This is a genomic window from Bradyrhizobium sp. Crot121, from assembly GCF_059512385.1.
Map to the genome: position 1 here is coordinate 35,302 of NZ_JCAMOR010000021.1, position 23,741 is coordinate 59,042.

The window sequence follows — 23,741 nt, forward strand, 5'->3', positions numbered from 1 at the left end:
GGCGACCAGGGGCAGCGGTTCAGGGGGTGTTTTCGCCTTCGATCCCAAGTGCGGTGAGCATCGTGCGGAGCTTTGCCGCTGTTTCCGCCAGCTCGGCCTCCGGATTGGAACCGCGAACGATGCCCGCGCCGGCAAAGAGGCGAATCCACCGTCCCCTTACCTCGGCGCAGCGGATGGCAACTGCCCATTCGCCGTCCCCGTTTACGTCGGACCATCCGACCAAACCGGCGTATAGATCACGTTTGAACGGCTCGATCGCGGCGATCGCCTGGCCAGAAAGCTCAGTCGGTTGGCCGCACACGGCTGGTGTCGGATGAAGTGCGAGGGCCAGTTCAAGCGCCGACACCATCGGGTCGGCCAACTCTCCGGTGATGACGGTGGAGAGGTGCCACACCGTTGGCGTCTGAAGAAGCGATGGGGTCGACGGAACGTCGAGATTTGAGCAAAAGGGTTGCAATGATCGCTTAACTGCGGCGACGACAACGTCGTGCTCGTGCCGGTCCTTAGCTGATGACAGCAGCGCTTCAGCATTCCGCCGGTCTTCCTCCGGCGTCGCACCACGACGGGTCGAACCGGCTAGCGGATTGCTCGTGACCATTCGGCCGACCCTGCGGACCAGGAGCTCGGGACTTGCGCCGAGGAAGAGGTGGCGGACCTCCTGCTGGGCCGCCATCACAGGAACGACGAACGTGAAGCCGTGTTGGTTCCTGCGAGTTAGCGTGGACAGTAAGTTCGTAGTATCGAGATCACTGACGAGATCAATTTCCAGGGTTCTGGCAAGGACTACCTTTTCCAATCGCCCCGCCTCGATGAGATCCAGTGCTATCCTCACTCCGTGGACATAGTCATCTGGTTCTGGAACAGCCCTAATGCGTGCGAGTGTCGGACGTTGCAATGAGGGTGACGACTCTCCCGCTCTGACATCGAAAGCTGGGCTCGAATTTACCTTCGAGAGGAAGAGTGCGGATGATGAGGTGTTGAAGAATGGGATTGCTCCGACAATCGTCGGAACGTTCCCCATTGTCCTATCGTCTGCTCCCAGCGCTTCGGTGGCGACCGCAAGCAACTGCTGCGGGGTCGGGTTTGGCGGAACGCCAATCGGCTCCAAATCTGAGCCTATGAGAGTTCGAAAACTCGAGGAGAAGAAGAAAGTAGCCTCGGACATCTCGTCCATAGTCGACACATCGAAATAGCGTCTCTCGAACTCAAGCATATGCTGACTCCCTGGCCCGAAAGGCCATAGGCGTACCTTCCGGAGATTTGAGGCAGACGCTTATTTGTGCGGCGTCTTGATCGTCTGACAATTTCTATAAATTCCCCAACGGCCATCGATATTGCAAACGCTGTTGCTTTCGATCGTCGGAATTACTCTTTCGATTTTTAGTATGCACGTGATTGGCGAAGCGGAGTGAAGCGGAGCTGGACACGCGTTTAGCACCGTCAGAGACAATGAGGTATTCGCCGCTTGAGGGATTGAATCCGTCGATAACTCCAAATCTGGCAAGTTTGCGGACGGCTCAATGGCCAGCCAACACCGCGAGGATGTTGGTCACTGGCGTCGGCCACAGTCATCGCATGCAGCGCGGGACGATTTCGCTGCAGGATTGGAGTGCGTGTGCTTGTGTGATGCCGCGTGTGATCGGTTGTCGCTTCAAGCGCGTTGCCAGACAGCCACGGCCACCACGTGATTGCGGGGCTGCACGGTCTGCCACAGACGCCACTCTGAAACCCTTCCCATGTCGGGAGGCAACCTTAAGATGCGAGGTGGAAAGGGCAGAACTGCAAATGACGTCAGGTCTCGTACGAGTCCGCTGCCTTCGGCCTTGAGAATTGCCTCTTTCAACGTCCAGAGATGGAGAAAGGCTGGCGCAACATCGCATGTCGCCTGGAGTGCGAGCCAATCGAGTTCCTCGGCGGCCAGGGGCCATGCGGCTTCATCGACGGATAGCTCGCGAGCAAGATCCTCTGCGTCGATACCGACACGGCAGTCCGCGCCAACGACGCAGCCAACGAAGTCGCGACAATGCGTGAGATTCACATCGATCAGATCGGCTACGTGCGGCGCCAGTGCTGGCTTGCCGCCGGGACGGAGCGCGACGAGGCGGACGGAGTCCGGCGCGAGGTGCGCGAAGTTCCCGACAATGATACGGGCAAGGCCGTGCGCGGCGAGGGCATCGCGCCTCTGATCTTGGGATAGCAGCGATGCTATGCGATTACGTTGGGACTCGTCGAGCAATTCCCAGAAGGCCTTGAGCGACTGTGGGCTTAACCCAGCGGTATGCATTGTCCAGACATCCAGTCTCGTTGGCGTGTCGAACTGAAAGTGTGGAAAATGTTGGATCGCCGCTAAGCTGTGAGGCGCGATTTCAGTCATCCTGCCGGACTCCGCAGAGTGGTCGGGTGGCAGCCGAATCTCTTTTTGAAAGCCGTTGAGAAATGGGCCGGGGTGTACCCCACCTGGTATGCGATCTCTGAGATCTGGAGTTGGGTGTGTGCAAGCAGATAAAAGGCCTGTTCAAAACGGCATTGTTGCAAATAGCTTGATATACTCATTCCAGAAAGGTGCCTGAAGATATCGGTCAATCGCTTCGCATTGACGCCAGTTTGGCGAGCCATCTCATCAAGTGATGGGGGCGACTTAATTCGCTCACGAAGAATACGCTTGACGTAGTCTATTCGCTCTATGTCTTGAACGGATATCGCTTTTATCTGCCGACCTTCTTCGGATGTGGGTGCGATACAGTCCATGCTCAACGCTACGAGTTCGAGCGCTTTTCCGGAAAGGTAATATTCGCGCGCCGGTCCTTGCAGTGGGCAAGTGAGGATTTGGGCTGCGAGCGAAAGGATGGGTTGCGGCGCAGAGCGGTGGAGCAACATCGGACACCTGTCCGACAGCGGACAACGAAACTGCTGGGCCAGGCTTTTCGCCGACATTGGACAAGTGTCGGGAGCTTCGGTCGATGCGATATCGATGCCGACAATCCTGAGTGGCTTGCATCGGCCAAGAAACTGAACGGACAATGTTTCGTTGATACCTGACAAGACGCATAGTCTGGGAGCACGAAGGCACAAATCCCAGGGACCCGGGACGCCGCAGCGGATCTCTCCGGATAGAATGAGGTTGATACTGAATGCGGGTGTCGATGTGTCTGGGCGCCAATTCAGGACGTCGTCGTCAATACTCCAAGCTGAAAGTCGCATATTTGGTCCCATCGCAATGGACCAATCGGGCAGCGGCTGTGACGTCGTGACGGACACTGGTACGACATCATTCATCGCCTCAGTTTCCTCTTCCGTCAGTAGTCTCCGTATTCGCTTCTGTCGGCGTAAGTCTCGGCAACGCGCGTCGAAGAACGCCGGAGACCATGAAGAGGGCGATGAGTGCGCCGCCATAGAAGGCGGGCCATCCAATCAGCGGGACGAGACGCGTCAATCCGATCAGTAGTATGGTCGCGACCAGGCGACTGACGCCGTAGAGTGCCGCGTAGCCGGTCGCTGGCCGGTCGCCTTTTGCCCAGCCGAGAATTGCTGAGCAGATGATGACGTAGAAGCCGCTCGTGCCCGCGTTGATTGCGATCGAGCCGGCCGTGGCGAGAAGAGTTGTTCCGGACAGTGCTCCGGCGATCACGCTCCCGACTGCCAAAGCGCTCAGACCGGTGAAAACGAGAATGGCGCCGTTCGGCCCTGCTTTCCTGATGATTGGGATCGCTATCAAAGAAGCGCTAAGGCTGCACAGCGGCGAACCGGTGCCTACTATCCATCCGATCGTCTCGACCGAAACACCGAGGTCGACCAGCATGACGCGGTTGAGGCTGAACAACGAGACTAGGACGCAGGTCGTCAACGTCAGCAGGGCCAGCCTCCGCCCCGTATCCGGCTGTCGCAAAAAGCCGGTTTGCCTCGGGCGTCCGGGCTGTATGTGTTCCCCAGTCGCGTCCCAGGCCCGGTGGAACAGGATCGGAATCGTGGAAAGGAACGTCACCGCTGCAGCGATCTGAAATGTCGTTTGCCATCCGAGATGGTGAAAGGTTACGACGAAGATGCCGCCTCCGATCATCGAGCCGAGCGATAGGGCAGCGACCTTTATGCCTCCAGCTATAGGGCGGACGTCGTTAGGGATCGCCAAAGCGGCGAGCGCGTCCAAGGCGACGTCCATGGTCGCGGCCGCGAACGCAATGAGCATCCCGAGGCTCAGCAAGAGAGTGGGTTGAAAGTCCTCGCCCTGGGAGACCACGAGAAGAGTTGCGAGGATGACGATTTGCATGATCACGATCCAGCCGATCCGCGGAGCGGTTCGGATTGGGCGGACGGCGTCGACAAGCGGCGCCCATAGGAAGGTCAGGCCGAACGGCAGGAGAATGATGAGCGTCCAGCCAATGGCTGCCAAATCGACCCCCCGGGCTCGAAGCAGGGGCGGCAACCCTCCTTGCATCAGCCCGAAGATTAAGCCGAACGAGGTGTAGAGGGCGCCGACAGATATAAGGAACGAGAAGGGGCGGGGGCTCGGGTATTCCTGATCCGCCCAGTGACGGACGTCCACTGGAGTCGGTTCGAGACCTGTGTGATCTTGCGCCAGTAGGTTGGTGGTTGGCCGATTCATGACCCGCCCCCTCAGAAGCTGAGCTTCATGCCGAGGCCAACGGTGCGGCCCAAGCCGACCGTGACTGCTTCGACGCCCGGCCCATAATAAGTGCCGACGGCTTCGTAACGCTTGTCGAACAGATTATTGGCGAAGAGATAAACCTTGGCGGAATCGCCATCCCAGCCGATCCGCGCATTCGCGACGCCGTAGCTGTCTAAGTCAAAGCTGTTGGCGACGTCCGCGGCGCGGCGATCGACAAACTGGTACGAACCGGAGAGGTAGATCTGCCCTTGATTGATACCGATCCGCGAGGCGTCGATGCGATATTCGCCGCCGACCGTTGCCGTGATCGCGGGAACGTTCGGCACCTGATTTCCGGACTTCGCGCCAGTCGGCGAGCCTAGTGGCACATTCTTGAGCTCGGCATGGGTATAGCCGAGCCCGCCTTGCAGGCTGAATTCGGGCGTCACCTGGAAGCGGCCCTCGATCTCTCCGCCATAGCTGTCGAAGTCGAGCGCGGCCGTTTGGTAGGTCAGGAGGGATCGGTTGAAGATGTAGAGATGACCCTTGCTGACATCGTTGTAGAACAGCGCGCCGTTGAGCGTCGCACGGCCGTCGAGGAAGCTCGACTTGAAGCCGGCTTCGTAGCTCCAACTCGTTGCGGTCGGGAAAAACGGCTCCGGCCGTCCAGATGGGAGGTTGCTACCGTTCCAGGCGTAACCACCTCCAACCGCACCCCGGCCGACTGTGCCATAGGTCACGAACTGCGGCGACCAGTCGTAACTGAAACCCGCGCGACCGGTGAGGAATGTATCCGAGAAGGACGAGTCCTGGGAGTAGCTCGCGACTGTGCCAGGCAGCCCGCCGCCCGTGTAGCGATAGGCCGCGTCAGCATCCAGGTGGGTGAGGCGAAGCCCACCCAAGGCTTTCAGGCCGCCGATGATGGGAACGACGACGTCGCCAAAGGCCGCATAGCTGTTGACAGTCAAGTCGTTGTTCTGCTGCCCGCTGAAGGCGGAAAAGTTCGACACCGTGAAGTTTTGCCCGGTCGTCGCAACATGCGTGTCGGACCGAAAGTAGTTGACGCCGCCCGTCCATGAGATCGGCGAGTCAGGAAGCGAGGAAAGACGGAACTCCTGATAGTAGCGGGTTTCGTCGATGTCCCCCCTGTAGGCGTCTTGGCCGTTCACGCTGAAATGGGACTGTGGCCGACCAAAGAGTTTGCTGAAGATCAGACTGTCGGTGAGGTCGAGATTTTGGTGGAAGTTGTTTTGCTGGATGCTGGTGAGCGATGTGAATAGGAACGCATCGAAGTTGCGTTCGATGCGGAGGTTGCCGCCATAGTCCTCGCGCTGGAATTCGGGTCGAGGATTGAGGCCGTCACACGGGAAGCAGGGCGCGCTTTTCAGAACGAAGCGAGGCTGTGAATCGTCGGATCGGTTGTAGTTAAATGAGAAAAGTACATTCGTGTCGACATCAGGCGTGAACAGCAGCGATCCGCGCGCCGCGCCGATATTTGAACCGCCATCCTGTCCGCCGAGGATCGCGTTGCCGAAATCGCCGTTACGGCCGTTGTAGCGCAGGGCCAAGCGCCCCGCCAAAACGTTGTCGATCAACGTCTCATTGGCGATGAGTTCGCCCATGCGCCAGCCGTGCGTGCCGATCTCGCTGCCGATCGACAGTTCGTGGCCGAAGAAGGGATGATTGGGGATGTAATTGATCGCACCGCCCTGGGCATTGAGGCCATTGAGGGTCCCTTGCGGGCCGCGGAGCACCTCTACACGCGCCATGTCGAGTGTCGAAGGCTGGATGCCGTAGGCAGACTGCGGAATTTCGTCGATATTATAGGAGATCGATGTGTCGTTCGGGGAAAGCGGCGAGAAGGAGCCGACGCCGCGTATGTTACCGCTGTTGGCGTATTGCCCGCCCGATGCAAGGTAATTGAAGTTGGGTGTCCGGTGCGCGATGTCGGCGTTCGATGAGGTCGGCGAAACCACTTGAAGCTGCGACGGCTCGAGCACCGTTATGCTGATCGGAACGTTTTGTACGTCCTCACTTCTCTTTTGCGCAGTGACTGTAATCGGCTCCAGCACGGTCACGTTGCCAGCCGCTGGTGGGGGGCTCGCTTCTTGACGGCGGGCGGGGCTGCGGACCCGTAGGCGCTCACTCCTCTCTTGGGCTGTTACCGTAACCGACGGCAGCGCGGTCACGTTGCCGGCCGCGGCTGGAGCGCTCGTTTCCTGAGCGAGAGCGGCGCTACGGACAAGCAGCATGGAGCAGAGGATCGCGCAGCTTGTTGAGAGAGCCGACACGCTCTGACTGCGCGCTTTTCGCGATCGTGGGACAGTCGGCCCGAATGAAATGGGATTGGCCATCGCCCATTCGGCACGATCGTTTCGCATCCTTACCTCGCTCGTGGCTTCCTTCACGCGGACCGCTGGGTGAAAGCCGGTCACCTTGCTACTGAGAATCATTCTCACTATACGAACGTTCAGTCAATTGACTATTTGTTCGATCAAATCTAAACTGCACCGGCATTAGTGACCGTGGGAGCGCGTCATGCCCGAGCTACGACCAGTTTTTTCGACGATAGATGCCAGAGACAAATTGCTGGAGGCGGCCCTCAGTGCCTTTGCAGAGATGGGGTTTCACGGCGCGACAATTCGCGACATCGCCCAGCGTGCCGGGGTTTCCCAAGGCCTCATCTCCCATCACTTCGGGGACAAGGAGCGCCTCTGGACTATAGTCGGGGAGCGCGTTTCAGAAGATTTTCTCGATTTCGTCTCGTCCGAGATCCGTACGGACGTCATGGACGCGGAGACCATTCCGCGTGTGCTCGCCGCCTACATGGACTACTGGCAAGCCCATCCTTCCGCCCTGAGGCTCTATCTTTGGCGGGTCCTCGGAGCTCCGGAAGGCGAACGCAGGGCGCGCGCCGAGCGGCTCAACAGTCACTTCGTCCCAATCTTTCAACGGGCGCAGCAGGCCGGATTCATTCGCGACGACATTCCTGCGGGTCAGGCCATGACTACCGCTGGTGGGCTCATCCAATATCGCCTGCACAGCCGGCTCGAGATGGACAGCGCGATCACCACGGTTGGCGATTCGTCTCCTACTGACGAGGAGTTCCTAAGGTATGTCTGTGGTCTGATCGCGCCGCTTCCAGGGCACGTTAGCACGCGATGATCCGAGGCCCCGCCAAGATCGATCGTGCGGCTTCCTGGGCGGTCTTTCTGGCTGTCTTCGCGGTTGCCATCAGTGTTTCGTTCGTCTTCGCCGTTCTCCCAAGCATCGGGCGCACGATGGGCCTGAGCGAGATCCAACTCGGAATGGTCGTTGCTCCGGCGGCGCTCGTTTTCGTCCTAACAGGCCCCCTTTGGGGGCGAGCGAACATCTGGATCGGTCAAAAGCAGACGGTGCTTCTGGCTTTGACCGGGTCGAGCGTTGCCACTTTCGCCTTCGGTCTTGTCGTCGATCTTCGCCTCGCAGAGATGATTTCAGTCGATGCGGCGTTCGCTGGCTTGGTTCTGAGCAGGGTGTGCTTGTCGCTGTTCGCGGCGGCAATCTTGCCGACCGCCCAAGCTTATATCGCGGATAAGACGCCGCAAGAGAACCGCACCGCTGCTCTTGCTCAAATGGGTGCTGGCTTCGCGCTTGGTCTGGTGGCGGCGCCCGGCATAGCCGGTTCGACAACGCGCTTTGGCATATTCGTGCCGTTCCTCATCGTCGCGGGGATTCTCGCGATCGCGATGGTCGTGGCCTTCATATGTCTTGCCCGAACGGAAAAGCTGGTCGCCGCACACCGGCACAAGGGAGAAACGACGAGCTTGGCGCAGCTCTGGTCGCTATTGCTCATTATGATGCTGCTTTATGCGGTCTATGGCATTTTGCTGCAGGTGACGGGCTTCCAGCTCCAAGACCAGTTTGGGCTATCGCCGCAGGCGGCCGCGCAAGAGGCCGGTATGGTGTTGATGGTCACGGCCGCCAGCCTTGCCCTGAGCCAAATGGCGCTAATGCGATCCGGTATGGCAACGCGATGGACGGGGCGGCTGCCATTGAGCGGCAGCGTTGTCGCGCTGGCGGCGATGGGCATGTTGGCCACATCTCATCTATTCGCGGTGCAGCTTGCGGCCATGGCCTTGTTCGGCTGCGGCTTGGGGCTTGCCCTTCCGTCTACGCTCGGTCTGGTGACGTTGCTTGCAGAAGCCGCAGGCGACCAGAGCCGAGTTGGGGGCCTGAGTGGTGCAGCCCAAGGGCTCGGACTCTTCTTCGGACCGCTCGTTGGGGCTGTCGGCTACAAGCTGGATCGGGCCGCTCCGTATGTCATTGGTGCAATACTTCTGATGATCGCTTGCGGGCTTCGACTGTTCTCGGCCCGAACGCCAGTTGCTGACAGGTGAGACCGTGGATGGCTACGTTTTATTTGATTTGAGCGCATTTCCACTCGTCGTTTGGCGATCATCTGGCCTGAGCGAGGGCTATAGTGTTCGGTGGATCAATGATATGGATCGGTTGCTTGAACAGGGGCAGCCATTTGTTCTTCTGTTTCCGGACCAGAACGAGGGCGAGGCTCACACAGATCAGAGGGCTCGCAGCCAATGGCTAAAGGCCAACCGATCGTCATTCACCCGGCTATGCCGGGCCATTATCTCAATCGAACCCGACCCAGGCCGGAGAGCCAAATGGCAGGCGCAAGGCGCAGCGTTGGCGCAAGCCTTCGGCACGAGAATCTCGATCTCTGCCAGCGAGACCGAAGCTTTTGCTGAGGTAGCGCGCTTGATCTCCGACATTGCGTAATCGCACGTGCCTGGAAACTTCGAACTGCGTCATCTTCGCTACGTGATTGCTCGTCGCCGGCGATATCGCCTACGAGGTTCGTTACGATCTGGGCTGGCCTCATGTGGTGCGAGGGCGCACTGAGTTGATGGATCAGTTCAAAGGATACATCGGCAGCATCCGGTTGCAATCCGCAGACGAATTGTTCGTCAACAAGGCCGCTAACGGCCGCGTCGTCGTGGTCGAGTATGACATCCATGGAATGGTCCTCGCGACGGGCGCCAAGTATGAAAACCGCTTCTGCTCGAGTATCGAGCTTGAAAACCGAAAGATCGCGCGCTGGAGAGATTACATGGACTCGCACGCCGCCTGGAACGCCTTAACGGCAAAAGGCAGCTAACAAGCTAGGTGCGTATTCGCCGCGCGGCGATGTTGCCTATGCTTCCGCGGACTTTGAGCCCGCTCGGCGGACGCCTAGACTGAATCCGAGGGGCTGTTTCGGAGGGTATCGATGTCCGAAGTTCTGCGGGCAACGGGAATGCTCATCTGTGGGTCGGCATCTGCGACGGCGCTGTCAGGCCGGGGGCAGCGATCGGCGCAACACAACGTCAAACATCGGATTCAGACCTCGCCGCGTGCCGTTCGGCCATATAGCGGCCGGGTGATGTGCCGACCGTCTTCTTGAACATCGTTACGAAGCTCGGCGTGCTTTCATAGCCGAGATCCGCGGCGACCCGCTGGATTGTCGCGCCGCTAGCCATCCATTTGACGGCGAGCACCACGCTCAACTGCCGCTTCCACCGCGCAAAGCCCATCCCCGTTTCGCGCCGGATCAGGCGCTCGAATGTCCGCGGGCTCGCGCCGACTTCGCTCGCCAACAAATCGAGCGTCCAGTGCTCCGCCGGCTTCGCCATCATTAGGTTGAGAATGCGGCGCAGGCCCTGGCTCGCGGGCATCGGCAGATGCAGATCTTCCGCCTTCGCCGCGCCTATTTCGTCGAGCAGGCACGACACCATCCGGGAGTTCGCGCCACTTTCTTCATAGTGGAACGGAAGCTGCGCAGCGCGGATCATCAGTTCTCGGAGCAACGGCGTCACTGAGACCACACAACATGTACCGGCGAGTCGAACATCGACGTCGCCTGCGAGGAACGCGCCATATCCCTCGAGCGCACCCGTCATTACGATTGAGTGGCGTGTACCGCCCGGTATCCAAAGCGCGCTGCGCGGCGGAACGATAAAGAGGCCACCTTCGACTTCGCAGGTCAGGGCGCCGCGTTGCACCAGCAGAAGCTGGCTCTTTCTGTGATGGTGCGGCTCCAATTCGAACCCTCCGATCGTGTCCGAAAGAAAGCCGTAGAAGACGGCCGTGCGCGGAACGTCGTCCGGCTCAACCCAGACGATGTCGTCAGCGTGGTCTTTCAGGAGCGGCATGGGTAACCCTTTGGCGGATTCGAATAACAATCTGTCGATACTTCGTAATGACGACAGAATCGATCCCCTGTAATCCAATATGCCGCAACAGTCGAGAGCGCCGATCGGCGCCGGAGGTTACCGAAGCGCTCGATCTTGGCGACGTCACCTTGTTCGAGCGGCGCAGTGGTGATGCGCACGTGGCGCAAATGGAAGCAGCGCTCCTTGCTCGTAGCGGAACTGGCGGATCGTTTGCGCTGACCGGCAAGGCCGACACGATGCAGCCGCTGCGGCAGGCGCTCAAGCGAGCGCGGTTCCGGGCAAGCGCGTCGCCAGCAAGGCGTATTGGGCGCCGGTAAAGACTGGCTTGGACTGAGTGAGGTTGCTGGGCTGGTCGAGTGGGCGGCGGACCCGGAAATGAGTTTGGGCGCCCGTCGGGCGGCCGCGGGAAGATAGAAAGTGGCTCTATGGATGCTCAGAGGAAAATCCTGATCTGCGGCGGCGGCATTGCCGGCCCCACCTGTGGCTACTGGTTGCACCGCTACGGCTATTCCGTTGTCATCGCCGAAAGGGCGAAAAGCTTGCGGGACGGTGGGCAGAACGTCGACATCAAGGGCGCAGGGCAACTGGTCATGAGGAAGATGGGCCTCGCGGACGCGATCCTTGCCAACAACACTTTGGAGCAAGGCCAAAAATATCTTGATAAGACCGGCAAGGTCGTGGCCGCTTTTCCCAGAGGGGCCATCGGCGGACTGACCGCGGACTTCGAAGTCCTGCGCGGTGATTTCGCCAAGATCCTGTTCGATCTCACCCGTGACGCCTGCGAGTATCGGTTTGGCACCTACGTCACCCGCCTCGACGAGAAAGACGACTGTATTGCCGTCGCCTTCAACGACGGCAATGTCGAGAATTTCGAACTGGTGATCTGCGCGGAAGGGCTCAATTCCTCGACGCGAGGGATGGTGCTCGCCGAGGAGACTCAGCTGCTGTACCTCGGCGCCTACATGTCGTTCTTCAACGTTCCCCGCCTGCCGGAGGACGACAATTGGGCCCACACGGTCAACGGTATCGGTGGAACCTTCATTACGCTTCGACCGGGCACCGCCACCGAAACGACCGTGCTGATGACGTTCCTTCGCGACGGTAGCGACGTTGCAGCCGACGACCCAGCGGCTCGCAAAAGGCTGCTTCTAGAAGCGCTCAAGGGCCGCGGCACGGTGGCCGATCGCATCATCGCCGCATTGGGGTCGGTCGAGGACTTCTACTTCGGACCAATGAGCCAAGTACACGCCTCGGCCTGGTCAAAGGGCCGCTTTGTGATGGTCGGCGATGCGGCCTACTGCCCGACGCCCTTCACAGGCGAAGGCACGGCTCTCGGCCTGGTCGGCGCCTATGTGCTCGCCGGCGAGATCAAGCGAAACGCCAGTCATGTCGCGGCCTTCCGCGCCTACGAGACCCTGGTGCGTCCTTATGCCGAGGCGTCGCGGCGGCGGATCAACGTGCGGCTCATTCGTCTGATGCACGTCAAGACGTGGTTCGGTATCGCGATTGCGCGCGCGATCCAGCGCCTCTTCGCAAGCCGCTTAGTGCAGCGCCTGCTTCGGCCAAGCGAAGCGAAAAAAGAGCGGCGTGTCGGGGAAGATTTCGACCTCCCAAATTATGGTTGATGGCGATGGCGGCGCGATGACGGCAGCCTTTTAGCGCTCATCCTGACGCTCGAAGTCCAAGGTACGCGCCCAACGACACTTCGCCTCGGCGGGCGCCGAAACGTGGTGCCGACGTGCCCGCGCGCGTCGTTACTCGGACTAAAGAATTGAAGTTGGTCCGATCTATTACGGCGTTTCGTCGAAGCCCGATGCGATTTAGCTAAGTAGTTGGGGTTGTATTATGGGGCGGGGGAAAAACTATATCCAGGCACCGAAAGCTCATGGAACTGTTGTCCACACGTCGACTCGCGTCGAAGGTACTGAACGGGTCCCCGTGGCGAGCCCAGATGTACAATTTGCGCTTATAAAAAGTCCGCCCCGAAAGCGGCGTGCGCTTCGACCGTGCAGTTGCACCGGGGATGGTTGTCTGTAGATGGCCAACCAGCGGAACCGGACCGAGCTCCGCCACCTGCGATATTTTGTGGCTGCCGCAGATCACGGCAGCTTTCGCAAAGCCGCATATTCTCTCGGTATTCAGGAATCCGCCGTCAGTCGACGCATTCGCGATCTTGAAGATCAGTTAGGGGCGTCACTTTTCCAGCGTCACAATAGTGGCGTGACTCTTACACTTGCCGGACAGCGCTTTCTCCGAAGAATACGGACCGCTTTACAGCACATCGGAGACGGTGCAAGGGATATCAACGCCATTGGTCGCTCCGAAGACGGACATATCAACATCGGCATCCTTTCATCCTTGGCGTCGGGCTTTCTTCACGATCTTCTGCTCGCTTTCAGCAAAAAGCACAGCGGAGTTCGGATCGATTTCATCGACGGCAATCCCGCGGAGCATGTTGCGGCAGTTAGACAGCTCAAGCTGGATGTCGCGTTTATCGCTGGAGTATCGGAGTGGCAGGCTTGCGAAACCGCTCGGCTGTGGTCTGAGAAGGTCTTTGCGGTGTTGCCGGACGGGCATTCGCTCGTTCGAAAAGACGAACTGGGCTGGTCGGATTTGGCCGGCGAAATTTTCATTGTGAGCGATGTGGCGCCCGGCCAAGAGATCCAGGACTATCTCGTGCAACGGCTGGCCGACCTCGGTCACCACCCGGAGATCCGGCTGCAATATGTAGGGCGTGACAATTTGCTTCCGCTGGTCGCATTGGGGCGCGGTTTGACTTTGATCAGCGAAGCGATGACGGCAGCGCAGATTCCCGGCGTGTCGTACCGGGTGATAGGCGGTGAAATACTGCCTTTCAGTGCGGTGTGGTCGCCTCGCAACGACAACCCGGCGTGCCGAAAACTGCTCAGCCTCGCGCGTGCTATGGCCCGGCGGAGCAATGAGAGAGACATCAGGCTTCCGGCTTTAAACGTCGCTCAGACTGCCTTGCCTTCGCGAAGCCCCGATCTGTCGCAATAAACCGTTCCAACATGGGCACGATCAGGCGGGCCGCATCGATCGGAGGCGTTCCCGCGTCGCGGCCGAGAACCTCTGCGTAGGCCGTGAGATTACGGTGGAGTATCGCCGGCAGCTCCACAGTCACTTTAACCGGCTTTTCGTCGACGATCGGTCCCAATTTCAGCTTGGCCATCTCAGCCTCCGTAGGGTTCGAGTACGAGATCGCGCGTGACTATGACGCGAACGGGAAATCCTGGCCGGATAGTGAGCGTCGGCGCGATGTTGAGCTGGCGCTGCACGATCTGCTGGCCGGTTTGATTGATGCTGTCGGATGCGCCGTTGCGGAGCGCCCGGACAATATCGCTCTCCTGTCCGGATGTGCCGGCCTGGGCTCCCACGCTGAGGAGCGTGGAAAGAGCAGCGGCCTTGAACAGTTCGCCCCAGTGGTAGTCGACGCCATCCTCGAGGCCGGCGTAACCCTCTGCGTCCGCACCAGGCTGACGCTCCAGAACGATGGAGCGGCCGTTGGGGAAGATCAGCCGGTTCCAGACAAGCAGTATGCGCCGCTGACCGAAGCCGACGCCGCTGTCATACTGCCCGACGACCCGCGTGCCCTGGGGCACGAGCAGGATCTTGCCGGTCGGGCTATCATAGATGTTCTCCGTCACCTGCGCGGTGATCTGACCTGGCAGGTCTGAACGGATGCCGGTGATGAGGGCGGCAGCAATCACAGCGCCGGCCTGCAGAACGTTCTTCGACGCCGGCGCAGCAACGCGATCCGGCGAGATGGTGCGCTTGTCGGGCGGCTGGTTGAGGAATGCGAGCTGGCGGTCTTGCGCCGAGGGCGTTGACGGTTGCGGCGCGAGGCCGAGGCTGGCGAGATCGGCGGGCGGCGTGGCGTTCGCGGTTGGTTGTAGCGAGGCCGCGGCACTGGGGGGCCGAGTCTCGGTCGAGGCGAACAGCCGTGCGGTCCGCGCCGCCTCGAGCTCCTGCGCCCGGCGCTGCTCCTCCGGGCTTGGGCCCACGGGGCCGGTCGCCGGCGCACCGATCGTTGGCACGGGGGCGCCATTCTGCGCGTTGAGGATGGGTCGGCCGAGGTCGCCGGGCAATGGCGGGCCAAGCTTTGGGACGCCGGAATAATCCTTCGGCAATCCAGCGAGGCCATCCGGTGTCGAGCGGTTGTCCGTCGAGTACAGCTCCTGGCCCTGGCCGCTGTGACGGATCTGGAGGGCATAGATCAGCGCTCCGCCTACACCGATGCTTGCAGCAAGCCCCAGACCGGCCAGCACTTTGCGAGACAGGCGGGTCACGCGCGGCGGTTCGGCGCGCAGCCGCATCGTCGCGGCTGGTTCGCCGGTCAGCGGCCGAGCGTCATCGTCGGTCGGCTGAGCTTGGGCTGCCGAAGCGGGCGACTGGCCTTCTTCCTTTTCGAGATCGCGTTCGTCGCTCACGATGCAGGCCTCCCGTCGGTGCGGGAGATGCGGACGCGTTTCTGGTTCTTGCCCGCGCCGAAGCGCAACTCGGCGGCGGCGAACAAGCGATCCACGATCATGTAGTTGCCGCGCACGCGATAGTTCACCAGCTCGGAGGTGTCGCCCTCTGGCCCGACCACGAACAGCGGTGGCATCTCGCCTTGGCCGATGCCGCGCGGAAATTCGATGAACACCTGTTTGCCGTCATCGAAGGCGCGCAGCGGCCGCCACGGCGCGCGGTCCCCCGTTACCTCGTATCGGAAATTGACGCGCGCGAGATCGATGCCGCTGGATACCGGCTGCGCCGCCTCAGCCTGCTGGTTTTGACGGCGCAGCGCGATGAGTTGGTCCTGCGGATATTGCCAGGACACCGACGCCATATAGGTCGAAGGCGTTGCCCGCAGCTCCATGTGATAGGTGCGCCGGTCGGTGTTGATGACGAGATTGGTCATCAGCTCGACGCGGGTGGGCTTCACGAGGATATGGACCTGCTTGGCCGCGCCAATACCGCTCTCGGTGTCGCCGATGATCCAGCGCACCGTGTCGCCGGCGGCGACGGGACCGGAGCCGACGAGCTGCTCGCCGGGCTGAAGCGCGATATCAGTGATCTGCCCCGGTGATGCGTAGACCTGATAGAGCGCGCCATCGACGAAGGGATAGACCTGCATCGAGTTGATGAAGCCGTTGCGGACGGGTTGGACCCGCGCGGCGGCGTTGGCCTGGTTCACGCGCGCAGCGGGATTGGCCGGCTCGGGCTCGTGCTTGCCGTCCTTGCCGACCGGCTTCAATTGGCCGGGCAGCGGGAGGGGCTTCGGCAACTCCACCACCTGCACGGGTTTCGGCGGATCGGCGGCGATGACAGCGGGCGCGGCATCGTCATAGGAAATCTCGGGCGGTGGCGTGTGTCCGGCACAGCCCGCGAGCGCCGAGGTGCAAAGCAGGAGAAGCGGCAAGCCGGATTTACGGAAACCCGCAACGGCACGGTTGAGGAAAGCCGGCCTCCCGGCTTTGCGGAAGGTCGATGTCATTGTCCAAGCTCCTTCGACCAGTTGACGGCGTTGACGTAGATTCCGAGGGGATTCTTCCGCAGCGTGTCGGCGTCGCGCGGGGGCTGCACGACGACGGTGAGGATCGCGGACCAGCGCTCGGTGGAAGCCAGCGAGCCATCCTGATAGCGGCGCTCGATCCAGGCGATGCGGAAGCTGGACGGCGAGGCGCGGATGACCGACGACACCTCGATCGCGATCTGCTGCTTGCCGACCTTGGTAAATGGGTCGTTGGCGCGGGCATAGTCGTTGAGCGCGAGCGCGCCGCCCTGTGTCGTGAAATCATAGGCGCGCAGCCAGTTCTGCCGCACGATGATGGCGTCGGACGGGATCGAGCGGACCTGTTCGATGAAGCGCGCGAGGTAGAAGGCGATCTGCGGATCGTTTGGCTGATAGTCTGGGGTCGCCGGCGCGACCGCCTGTGCCTGGCCGAGCCGGTCGACCTGCACCACCCAGGGCACAATCGAGCCGTTGGCGGACTGCCAGACCAGCGCGGCCGAAAGCCCGCCCGCGAGCGCCAATGAGCCGAAGGCCATGTAGCGCCAGTTGCGCGCCTGAACGCGGGCGGAGCCGATACGATCGTCCCAGACCTGAGCGGCGCGCTGATAGGGCGTCTCGGGCTGAGGGTCTTTGCCGTAATGGGTGGATGGTCGTTTGAACATGGTCAGTCGCTCTCGGAAAGGTTGACGGAGGAGCCGCCGCCATGGCTGTCGCCGCTACGCACGGCGTGGGCGGCCGCGGAGACGCCGTGGGACATTTGCTGCGAGCGCTTCATGCGCTTCGCCCAGGCTGGCGGGCCATCGTTGGCAGCGGACGCGGCTCCCGCAGATGCGGGTTCCGCGGCGGTTGTCGTTGCGGCGCCGGATGCGCCCGTGGCGATATCCGTCGCGGCCTGGCCGCCGGCCTGATAGCTCTGCTTGAGGCTGTCGGCGGCGCGCGCGGCTGCGCGTTTCAACGGGGAGACGGCCGCCTTCGCGCCGGTGCTGACAACATTGCCAAGGCCCGACGCGACGCCCGATGCGCCGGATTGGCCGGCCGCGCCGAGGCTGTAGGCGGTGGAGGTTCCGCCGGCGAGGGCTGCACCGCCACGAGCTGCGGCGGCTGCGCCGCCAGCAAGTGCAGCTCCACCGGATACGGCTGCGCCGGCGGCGGCCGCGCCTGCTGCGACAACGCCGCCGGCAGCGAGACCAGTGCCAATGGCCGCGCCGGCGCCGAGCTGCGGGCCGCCGGAGATGAGGCCGTTGGCGATGCCGGGGCCGAAGATGCCGAGACCGAGCAGCGACAGCGCGGCGAGCACGATCGCCATGGCGTCGTCGATCGACGGCGTATTGCCGCCAAAGCCGGAGGTGAACTCGGAGAAGAGGGTCGAGCCGATGCCGATGATGACGGCGAGCACCAGCACCTTGATGCCGGAGGAGATGACGTTGCCGAGCACACGCTCGGCCATGAAGGCGGACTTGCCGAACAGGCCGAAGGGAATGAGGACGAAGCCGGCGAGCGTCGTCAGCTTGAACTCGATCAGGGTCACGAAGAGCTGGACCGCGAGGATGAAGAATGCCAGCAGCACCAGCGCCCAGGCGAAAAACATGCAGGCGATCTGGATGAAGTTTTCGAAAAACGACCAGTAACCCATCAAGCTGGAGATGGAGTCGAGCAGCGGGCGGCCGGCATCGAGACCGGTCTGCGCCACCTTGCCCGGGCGCATGAGATCGCTGACGGCAAAGCCGGTGCCCGAAGCCTTCAGGCCGAGGCCCGCGAAGCTCTCGAAGACGATGCGGGCGAGGTTGTTCCAGTTGGAGATCAGGTAGGCGAAGACACCGACGAAGAGCGTCTTCTTGACCAGCCTCGCCGTGATGTCGTCGTCGGCGCCCCATGACCAGAATAGCGCGGCGAGCGTGACGTCGATGACGATCAAGGTGGTGGCGATGAAACCGACTTCGCCGCCGAGCAGCCCGAATCCTCCGTCAATGTAGCGGGTGAAGACCTCGAGGAAATGGTCAATGACGCCGGTGCCGCCCATGTCAGCGAACCTCCGGCCGGGCGGGCTCGGCCTGCATCGCAGGCTCGGTCACGCCCGCTGGCGCACTGTCTTTGTGGATGGGATCAGCCGACGCGGGCGCACTTGGAAACAGCGGGGTCGGCGCAACCGGCGACGGTGATGAAACTCGGGCCGGCCGGCCGAGGAAGCGGCGCCGGTTCTCCGCCCATGCCTTCAGGCAATTGGGATCGCGCGTGCCGGCCTCGCCGATCTCGGAACAGCGAAGCAGTTCCGAGGCGAGAGGATCTCGTGCTGTGATCGGACGGTCCTGCGTCGCGAGGACATCCGTCGAAACGTCCTTGCGATTCATCTCGATCGCGGTCGCCGCGATGGCGACCGCGACGAAGACGATGGCGCCGACGCGAGCGAGGGTCTTGCCGTCCATCACGCCAGCCTTAGTTGCCGCTGTTCGGGAACATGCGGGCGTTGCCGGGCTGATAGCCCGAGCCCGGCGTCAGGAACCGCCGGCGCTGCTCGCGGCCCTGTTCGGCGGCGGCGGCCTGCTCGGCCGACTGCAAGGCTTGCGCCCGACCGTTGGCGGCGACGACGGCGGTGAGATCCGCGAGTTGCTGAGCCTGGAGCGCGAGGAGCTGGTTGCCGGCCTGCGTCGCCTGCAGCGCACCTGTCGCGCCCTGGCTCTGGCCGATCAGCGCAGACATCTGCGTGCGGTTGGTGTCGATGTTGCCGACGACGCCTGCCTGCACCCGCATCGCATCCTGCAGGCCACCGACCGTGTTCTGCCAGCGCGAGTGCGCATCGGTGACGAGTTGCTGGTCTGAGGCCGACAGCGAGACGTTCCCGTATTTCTGCTGGAACATCCGGTCGATCTGCTGGACGTCGTAGGCGATATTCTGCGCCTGGTTGAGAAGCTGCTGCGTGCGCTGAACGGACTGTTGAAGCTGCTGCAGCGACGAGAACGGCAGGCTCGCAAGGTTGCGTGCCTGGTTGATCAGCATCTGCGCTTCGTTCTGTAGCGAGGTGATCTGGTTGGTGATCTGCTGGAGCGATCGCGACGCTGTCAGCACGTTCTGCGCATAGTTCGATGGATCGAATACGAAGATGGCATGCGCGGGCGTCGCGAGCATGGGCGTGATCGCGACGGGAGCGGATAGCAGGGCGGCAGCAAAACGCGCTGCGCGGGAATTGCGCAGTTTCATTGGGACGTCTCCTTGTTGGTGAGCGTGGGGATGAGATCGGCGGCCCAGCCGACTTCACGGTGATCGAGCCAGGCGGCGAGGAAGCCGTCGCGGCCGTGTTTGGCGACGATGCGGGCGATGGCCGCCTGGTCGGTCTTCGACGACGCGGCGCAGAGCGCGAGCGCGACATCGGACAGGCCGAGCTCGAACAGTCGGTTGCCGCGCCGCGACTGGCAGTAGTAGTCGCGCTTGGGCATTGCCCGCGCGATGATCTCGATCTGGCGGTCGTTGAGGCCGAAGCGGCGATAGATCGCCGTGATCTGCGGCTCGATTGCGCGCTCGTTCGGCAGCAGGAGCCGGGTCTGGCAGCTTTCGATGATGGCGGGCGCGATTGCCGAGCCGTCGATATCGCTGAGCGATTGCGTGGCGAAGATGACGCTGGCGTTTTTCTTGCGCAGCGTCTTCAGCCATTCGCGGAGCTGGCCGGCGAAGCCGTCATCGTCCAGCGCCAGCCAGCCCTCGTCGATGATGAGAAGAGTCGGCGAACCGTCGAGCCGATCTTCGATCCGATGGAAAAGATAGGAGAGAACCGCCGGCGCCGCGCCGGTGCCGATCAGCCCTTCAGTCTCGAACGCTTGAACGAACGCCGAGCCAAGATACTCGCGCTCGGCGTCGAGCAGCCGGCCGTAGGGACCGCCGACGCAATAGGGCCTGAGCGCCTGTTTGAGATCGTTCGACTGGAGCAGCACGACCAGGCCGGTGATCGTGCGCTCCTCGACGGGCGCCGATGCCAGCGAGGTCAGCGCCGTCCAGATATGCTCCTTCACCTCGGGCGTGATCGCCACGCCCTCGCGGGTCAGGATCGATACGATCCAGTCGCCCGCCCAAGCGCGCTCGGGCACGTCATGAACGCGAGCGAGCGGTTGAAGGCTGACGCTATCGGTCGCGCCGTCGCTGAGATCGCCGCCGAGGTCATGCCAATCGCCGCCCATGCCGAGCGCCGCCGCGCGGATCGAGCCGCCGAAGTCGAAGGCGAAGACTTGGGCGCGGGCATAGCGTCTGAACTGCAGCGCCATCAGTGCCAGCAGGACCGACTTGCCCGCGCCGGTTGGGCCGACGATCAGCGTGTGGCCGACGTCGCCGACGTGAAGCGAAAGCCGGAACGGGGTCGAGCCTTCGGTCTTGCCGAAGAGCAGTGGGGGCGCTGCAAAATGCTCGTCCCGTTCCGGCCCCGCCCACACCGCCGATAGCGGGATCATGTGGGCGAGATTGAGCGTGGAAATCGGCGGCTGGCGGACGTTCGCATAGACGTGGCCGGGCAATGATCCGAGCCAGGCGTCCACCGCGTTGATGGTCTCGGGCATGGCGGTGAAGTCGCGGCCCTGAATGACCTTCTCGACCAGGCGCAGCTTCTCGTCGGCAGCGCGCGGATCCTCGTCCCACACCGTCACCGTCGCGGTGACGTAGGCCATCCCGGCATAGTCGGCGCCAAGCTCCTGGAGCGCCATGTCGGCATCGGCGGCCTTGTTCGCGGCGTCGGTGTCCACGAGGACGGAGGCCTCGTTGGTCATCACCTCCTTGAGGATCGCGGCGATCGACTTGCGCTTGGCGAACCATTGCCGGCGGATCTTGGTCAGCAGCTTGGTCGCGTCGGTCTTGTCGAGCAGGATCGCGCGCGTCGACCAACGATACGGAAATGCGAGACGGTTCAGCTCGTCGAGCAGGCCAGGCGTCGTCGCCGTTGGAAAGCCTGTGACGGTGAGGATGCGCAGATGCGACGCGCCAAGGCGCGGCTCGAGCCCGCCGGTGAGCGGCTGGTCGGCGAGCAGCGCGTCGAGATAGATCGGCGTTTCGGGGACGCGGACCCGATGGCGATTGGTCGAGACGCAGCCGTGGAGATAGGTGAGCGTCTCCGCGTCATCGAGCCAGCGGCATTCGGGCATGAAGGCTTCGACCAAGCGCAGGATGCGATCGGTGCGATCGGCGAACCCGGTCATCACCTCGTTGGGGTCGACGCCTGACTTTTCCCGGCCTTCATAGAGCCAGGATTCCGCGCGTGCAGCGTCTTCGGCCGGCGGCAGATAGGTGAAGGTCAGGGAGTAGCTCGACTCGAAATGCGCGCCGGCCTCTTCGAAGTCCGCCCTGCGCTCGGCATCGACCAGTGCCGAGGCGGGATCGGGAAAGCGGCTGTCGGGATAGAGGTTCGAGGCATGGCGCTGGGCCTCGACGAAGATCGCCCAGCCGGTGCCGAGACGGCGGAAGGCATTGTTAAGGCGGCCGGCGACGGCGACCAACTCGGCCGGGACGGCGCTGTCGAGATCGGGGCCGCGAAACCGGGCGGTCCGCTGGAAACTGCCGTCCTTGTTGAGGACGATGCCCGCGCCGACCAATGCCACCCAGGGCAGGAAGTCGGCGAGCCGGCTGTTGCGGTTGCGATATTCGGCGAGGTTCATCATCGGCGCGTTCCCCGTCAGACCGAGAGGTAAGCGGGGACGCGCAGATGGCGGCGCACCACGTCGACGAAGAGCGGGTCGCGCTTCGCCGCCCAAACCGCCGCGACATGGCCGATCGCCCAGATGGCGATGCCGACCAGCCAGAGGCGCAGCCCCAGGCCGACGGCGCCAGCGAGCGTCCCGTTCATGATGGCGATGGCGCGCGGGGCGCCGCCGAGCAGGATCGGCTCGGTCAGCGCCCGGTGAACGGGGACCGCGTAACCCGGGACCTCACCGCTCTGTTCTACAACGCCCGTCATCAGACCAGCGCCCCGCCGCCGAACGAGAAGAACGACAGGAAGAAGCTCGACGCGGCGAAGGCGATCGAGAGACCGAACACTATCTGGATCAGCCGTCGGAAGCCGCCGGACGTGTCGCCGAAGGCGAGCGTCAGGCCGGTGACGATGATGATGATCACCGCGATGATCTTGGACACGGGGCCTTCGATCGACTGCAGGATCTGCTGCAGTGGTTGCTCCCACGGCATCGACGAGCCGGAGGCGTGGGCGGGCGCGGCCGTCACGACCGACACCGTGGCGACGGAAACGGTCATGGCGAGACGTTGGCGCACTTGATGCAGGCGCATTGGGCGCAAGCGTTGGATCACAGGCTTTCTCCTTCAGGGCTTCGAGTGAGCGAGGTCGTGCCGCCGTCGCCCTCGATGACGGCTGGCTCGACGCGGTAGTCGCCGTCGGGGCCGAGGCCCTCGACGCGTGCGAGTTCGGAGAGTCGGCGCGCGGAGCCGCGGCCGGAGAGGACGGCAACGATGTCGATCGTCTCGGCGATCAGCGCGCGCGGGACAGTGACCACAGCCTCCTGGATGAGCTGCTCCATCCGGCGCAGCGCACCAATCGCGCTGCCGGCGTGGATCGTGCCGACGCCGCCTGGGTGGCCGGTGCCCCACGCCTTGAGCAGTTCCAGCGCCTCGGCTCCGCGCACCTCGCCGACCGGAATGCGATCGGGGCGCAGGCGCAGCGACGAGCGAACGAGATCGGAGAGCGAGGCGACGCCGTCTTTGGTGCGCATCGCCACGAGGTTCGGCGCGGCGCATTGTAGCTCGCGCGTATCCTCGATGATGACGACACGATCGGTGGTCTTCGCGACCTCGGCGAGCAGCGCGTTGGTGAGCGTCGTCTTGCCGGTAGATGTCCCGCCGGCGACGAGGACGTTGGCGCGAGAGGCCACGCCCTGGCGCAGCGTCTCGGCCTGTCCGGCCGACATGATCCCGGCGCGGACGTAGTCGTCGAGCGTGAAGACAGCGACAGCAGGCTTGCGGATCGCGAAGGCCGGCGCTGCGACAACTGGCGGCAGCAGGCCCTCGAATCGCTCTCCCGTTTCCGGCAACTCGGCCGAGACGCGCGGTGCGCCGGCGTGAACTTCGGCGCCGACATGGTGCGCGACCAAGCGAACGATGCGTTCGCCGTCCGCCGCCGACAGACGCTCACCTGTGTCGGAAAGACCTTCGGACAGGCGGTCGATCCAGAGCCGCCCATCGGGGTTGAGCATCACTTCAACGATGCTGGGGTCGTCGAGATAGCGGGCGATCGCAGGCCCGAGCGCAGTACGCAGCATCCGTGCGCCGCGCGCGATACCTTCCGCATGTTGATGTGAAGCCGCCACATGACCCCCGTTCCATCGGGGTCGAGACAGTCCTTCCCCGGACGGGGATGATTAAAAGGGCCTGATTTTGGGCCGATTCAACAAAGATTCATCGGCGTAGTAGTGTAGCGTGCAAATACAGGAGAACG

24 protein-coding genes are annotated in these 23,741 nt (G+C 62.5%); 7 read left to right on the forward strand and 17 right to left on the reverse strand.

What is annotated here, in order from left to right; genetic code table 11:
- Positions 1-19: 19 nt before the first annotated feature.
- The 5 genes from AC5ZGW_RS19705 to AC5ZGW_RS19725 form a co-directional block, all read right to left on the reverse strand.
- A complete protein-coding gene (locus AC5ZGW_RS19705) occupies positions 20-1,213 on the reverse strand; it encodes an isochorismate synthase (protein ID WP_130226258.1) in 1,194 nt (397 codons plus the stop codon).
- 438 nt (positions 1,214-1,651) lie between these two features.
- Complete coding sequence (locus tag AC5ZGW_RS19710) at positions 1,652-2,374, reverse strand: 4'-phosphopantetheinyl transferase family protein (RefSeq protein ID WP_130226257.1); 723 nt, start codon at positions 2,372-2,374, stop codon at positions 1,652-1,654.
- Positions 2,371-3,393, reverse strand: a complete 1,023-nt coding sequence (locus AC5ZGW_RS19715; RefSeq protein ID WP_130226256.1) for a helix-turn-helix domain-containing protein — start codon at positions 3,391-3,393, stop codon at positions 2,371-2,373. Before AC5ZGW_RS19715 ends, AC5ZGW_RS19710 begins: the two co-directional genes overlap by 4 nt.
- Positions 3,281-4,600, reverse strand: a complete 1,320-nt coding sequence (locus AC5ZGW_RS19720) for an MFS transporter (protein ID WP_130226255.1) — start codon at positions 4,598-4,600, stop codon at positions 3,281-3,283. The genes AC5ZGW_RS19715 and AC5ZGW_RS19720 overlap by 113 nt, the downstream gene beginning before the upstream one ends.
- 11 nt (positions 4,601-4,611) lie before the next feature.
- Positions 4,612-6,855, reverse strand: a complete 2,244-nt coding sequence (locus AC5ZGW_RS19725; protein ID WP_130226254.1) for a TonB-dependent receptor — start codon at positions 6,853-6,855, stop codon at positions 4,612-4,614.
- Between the two features lie 286 nt (positions 6,856-7,141).
- Here AC5ZGW_RS19725 and AC5ZGW_RS19730 point away from each other — a divergent pair, with 286 nt between their 5' ends.
- From AC5ZGW_RS19730 to AC5ZGW_RS19745, 4 genes are read left to right on the forward strand one after another with little or no spacing between them, the layout of a single operon-like run.
- On the forward strand, positions 7,142-7,768 hold the full coding sequence (locus AC5ZGW_RS19730; RefSeq protein ID WP_130226253.1) for a TetR/AcrR family transcriptional regulator: 627 nt from the start codon (positions 7,142-7,144) through the stop codon (positions 7,766-7,768).
- Positions 7,765-8,982, forward strand: a complete 1,218-nt coding sequence (locus tag AC5ZGW_RS19735; protein ID WP_130226252.1) for an MFS transporter — start codon at positions 7,765-7,767, stop codon at positions 8,980-8,982. Before AC5ZGW_RS19730 ends, AC5ZGW_RS19735 begins: the two co-directional genes overlap by 4 nt.
- A 4-nt stretch (positions 8,983-8,986) precedes the next feature.
- A complete protein-coding gene (locus tag AC5ZGW_RS19740) occupies positions 8,987-9,379 on the forward strand; it encodes a hypothetical protein (protein WP_130226251.1) in 393 nt (130 codons plus the stop codon).
- A 46-nt stretch (positions 9,380-9,425) separates the two neighbouring features.
- Entirely contained in the window at positions 9,426-9,758 is a 333-nt protein-coding gene (locus AC5ZGW_RS19745) for a nuclear transport factor 2 family protein (RefSeq protein ID WP_130226250.1), read from the forward strand.
- 208 nt (positions 9,759-9,966) lie between these two features.
- On the opposite strand, the gene AC5ZGW_RS19750 is transcribed toward AC5ZGW_RS19745, so the two are convergent.
- On the reverse strand, positions 9,967-10,791 hold the full coding sequence (locus tag AC5ZGW_RS19750; RefSeq protein ID WP_130226249.1) for an AraC family transcriptional regulator: 825 nt from the start codon (positions 10,789-10,791) through the stop codon (positions 9,967-9,969).
- A gap of 47 nt (positions 10,792-10,838) precedes the next feature.
- Between AC5ZGW_RS19750 and AC5ZGW_RS19755 the strand changes: the two genes are divergently transcribed.
- From AC5ZGW_RS19755 to AC5ZGW_RS19765, 3 genes are all read left to right on the forward strand, one after another.
- Positions 10,839-11,129, forward strand: coding sequence for a hypothetical protein (locus AC5ZGW_RS19755; protein ID WP_130226248.1), 291 nt, complete (start codon positions 10,839-10,841; stop codon positions 11,127-11,129).
- A 39-nt stretch (positions 11,130-11,168) separates the two neighbouring features.
- A complete protein-coding gene (locus AC5ZGW_RS19760) occupies positions 11,169-12,437 on the forward strand; it encodes an FAD-dependent monooxygenase (RefSeq protein ID WP_130226247.1) in 1,269 nt (422 codons plus the stop codon).
- Positions 12,438-12,849: 412 nt separating this feature from the next.
- Positions 12,850-13,830 carry a LysR family transcriptional regulator gene (locus AC5ZGW_RS19765; protein WP_130226246.1) on the forward strand — a complete coding sequence of 327 codons (981 nt, stop codon included), beginning with the start codon at positions 12,850-12,852 and terminating at the stop codon, positions 13,828-13,830.
- Here the strand turns inward: AC5ZGW_RS19765 and AC5ZGW_RS19770 are convergent.
- Genes AC5ZGW_RS19770 through trbB form a run of 11 tightly spaced genes read right to left on the reverse strand, consistent with a single transcriptional unit; the run spans position 13,763 to position 23,613 of the window.
- On the reverse strand, positions 13,763-14,002 hold the full coding sequence (locus AC5ZGW_RS19770) for a DUF2274 domain-containing protein (protein WP_130226245.1): 240 nt from the start codon (positions 14,000-14,002) through the stop codon (positions 13,763-13,765). The two genes, AC5ZGW_RS19765 and AC5ZGW_RS19770, sit on opposite strands and share 68 nt — an antisense overlap.
- Before the next feature lies 1 nt (position 14,003).
- Positions 14,004-15,260: a TraB/TrbI/VirB10 family type IV secretion system protein gene (locus AC5ZGW_RS19775; protein ID WP_496113947.1), complete on the reverse strand. Its 1,257-nt coding sequence runs from the start codon at positions 15,258-15,260 to the stop codon at positions 14,004-14,006.
- Positions 15,257-16,309, reverse strand: coding sequence for a P-type conjugative transfer protein TrbG (gene trbG, locus AC5ZGW_RS19780; RefSeq protein ID WP_130224668.1), 1,053 nt, complete (start codon positions 16,307-16,309; stop codon positions 15,257-15,259). The genes AC5ZGW_RS19775 and trbG overlap by 4 nt, the downstream gene beginning before the upstream one ends.
- Positions 16,306-16,989 carry a conjugal transfer protein TrbF gene (gene trbF, locus AC5ZGW_RS19785; protein ID WP_130224670.1) on the reverse strand — a complete coding sequence of 228 codons (684 nt, stop codon included), beginning with the start codon at positions 16,987-16,989 and terminating at the stop codon, positions 16,306-16,308. The genes trbG and trbF overlap by 4 nt, the downstream gene beginning before the upstream one ends.
- Before the next feature lie 2 nt (positions 16,990-16,991).
- The gene (gene trbL / locus AC5ZGW_RS19790) at positions 16,992-18,347 is read right to left on the reverse strand and encodes a P-type conjugative transfer protein TrbL (RefSeq protein WP_496113948.1); all 1,356 of its coding nucleotides are present in this window, start codon (positions 18,345-18,347) and stop codon (positions 16,992-16,994) included.
- A 1-nt stretch (position 18,348) separates the two neighbouring features.
- Positions 18,349-18,750 (reverse strand): putative entry exclusion protein TrbK-alt, encoded by a 402-nt coding sequence (gene trbK-alt / locus AC5ZGW_RS19795; protein WP_496113949.1) that lies wholly within the window; start codon positions 18,748-18,750, stop codon positions 18,349-18,351.
- A 10-nt stretch (positions 18,751-18,760) separates the two neighbouring features.
- Positions 18,761-19,522, reverse strand: a complete 762-nt coding sequence (gene trbJ / locus AC5ZGW_RS19800; RefSeq protein WP_130224672.1) for a P-type conjugative transfer protein TrbJ — start codon at positions 19,520-19,522, stop codon at positions 18,761-18,763.
- On the reverse strand, positions 19,519-21,957 hold the full coding sequence (gene trbE, locus AC5ZGW_RS19805) for a conjugal transfer protein TrbE (RefSeq protein ID WP_130224674.1): 2,439 nt from the start codon (positions 21,955-21,957) through the stop codon (positions 19,519-19,521). Before trbE ends, trbJ begins: the two co-directional genes overlap by 4 nt.
- Positions 21,958-21,971: 14 nt before the next feature.
- Positions 21,972-22,253, reverse strand: a complete 282-nt coding sequence (locus tag AC5ZGW_RS19810; protein ID WP_130224676.1) for a VirB3 family type IV secretion system protein — start codon at positions 22,251-22,253, stop codon at positions 21,972-21,974.
- Positions 22,253-22,546, reverse strand: a complete 294-nt coding sequence (locus AC5ZGW_RS19815) for a TrbC/VirB2 family type IV secretion system protein (protein WP_245474602.1) — start codon at positions 22,544-22,546, stop codon at positions 22,253-22,255. Before AC5ZGW_RS19815 ends, AC5ZGW_RS19810 begins: the two co-directional genes overlap by 1 nt.
- A 50-nt stretch (positions 22,547-22,596) precedes the next feature.
- A complete protein-coding gene (gene trbB, locus AC5ZGW_RS19820) occupies positions 22,597-23,613 on the reverse strand; it encodes a P-type conjugative transfer ATPase TrbB (RefSeq protein WP_130224678.1) in 1,017 nt (338 codons plus the stop codon).
- Positions 23,614-23,741 lie beyond the last annotated feature (128 nt).

Coding starts and splice junctions, on each gene's coding strand:
- AC5ZGW_RS19705 (WP_130226258.1), bottom strand. CDS start 1,213: ATGCTTGAGTTCGAGAGACGCTATTTCGATGTGTCGACTATGGACGAG.
- AC5ZGW_RS19710 (WP_130226257.1), bottom strand. CDS start 2,374: ATGACTGAAATCGCGCCTCACAGCTTAGCGGCGATCCAACATTTTCCA.
- AC5ZGW_RS19715 (WP_130226256.1), bottom strand. CDS start 3,393: ATGGCGGCGCACTCATCGCCCTCTTCATGGTCTCCGGCGTTCTTCGAC.
- AC5ZGW_RS19720 (WP_130226255.1), bottom strand. CDS start 4,600: ATGAATCGGCCAACCACCAACCTACTGGCGCAAGATCACACAGGTCTC.
- AC5ZGW_RS19725 (WP_130226254.1), bottom strand. CDS start 6,855: ATGCTGCTTGTCCGTAGCGCCGCTCTCGCTCAGGAAACGAGCGCTCCA.
- AC5ZGW_RS19730 (WP_130226253.1), top strand. CDS start 7,142: ATGCCCGAGCTACGACCAGTTTTTTCGACGATAGATGCCAGAGACAAA.
- AC5ZGW_RS19735 (WP_130226252.1), top strand. CDS start 7,765: ATGATCCGAGGCCCCGCCAAGATCGATCGTGCGGCTTCCTGGGCGGTC.
- AC5ZGW_RS19750 (WP_130226249.1), bottom strand. CDS start 10,791: ATGCCGCTCCTGAAAGACCACGCTGACGACATCGTCTGGGTTGAGCCG.
- AC5ZGW_RS19755 (WP_130226248.1), top strand. CDS start 10,839: ATGACGACAGAATCGATCCCCTGTAATCCAATATGCCGCAACAGTCGA.
- AC5ZGW_RS19765 (WP_130226246.1), top strand. CDS start 12,850: ATGGCCAACCAGCGGAACCGGACCGAGCTCCGCCACCTGCGATATTTT.
- AC5ZGW_RS19770 (WP_130226245.1), bottom strand. CDS start 14,002: ATGGCCAAGCTGAAATTGGGACCGATCGTCGACGAAAAGCCGGTTAAA.
- trbG (WP_130224668.1), bottom strand. CDS start 16,309: ATGACATCGACCTTCCGCAAAGCCGGGAGGCCGGCTTTCCTCAACCGT.
- trbF (WP_130224670.1), bottom strand. CDS start 16,989: ATGTTCAAACGACCATCCACCCATTACGGCAAAGACCCTCAGCCCGAG.
- trbL (WP_496113948.1), bottom strand. CDS start 18,347: ATGGGCGGCACCGGCGTCATTGACCATTTCCTCGAGGTCTTCACCCGC.
- trbK-alt (WP_496113949.1), bottom strand. CDS start 18,750: ATGGACGGCAAGACCCTCGCTCGCGTCGGCGCCATCGTCTTCGTCGCG.
- trbJ (WP_130224672.1), bottom strand. CDS start 19,522: ATGAAACTGCGCAATTCCCGCGCAGCGCGTTTTGCTGCCGCCCTGCTA.
- trbE (WP_130224674.1), bottom strand. CDS start 21,957: ATGATGAACCTCGCCGAATATCGCAACCGCAACAGCCGGCTCGCCGAC.
- AC5ZGW_RS19810 (WP_130224676.1), bottom strand. CDS start 22,253: ATGACGGGCGTTGTAGAACAGAGCGGTGAGGTCCCGGGTTACGCGGTC.
- AC5ZGW_RS19815 (WP_245474602.1), bottom strand. CDS start 22,546: ATGACCGTTTCCGTCGCCACGGTGTCGGTCGTGACGGCCGCGCCCGCC.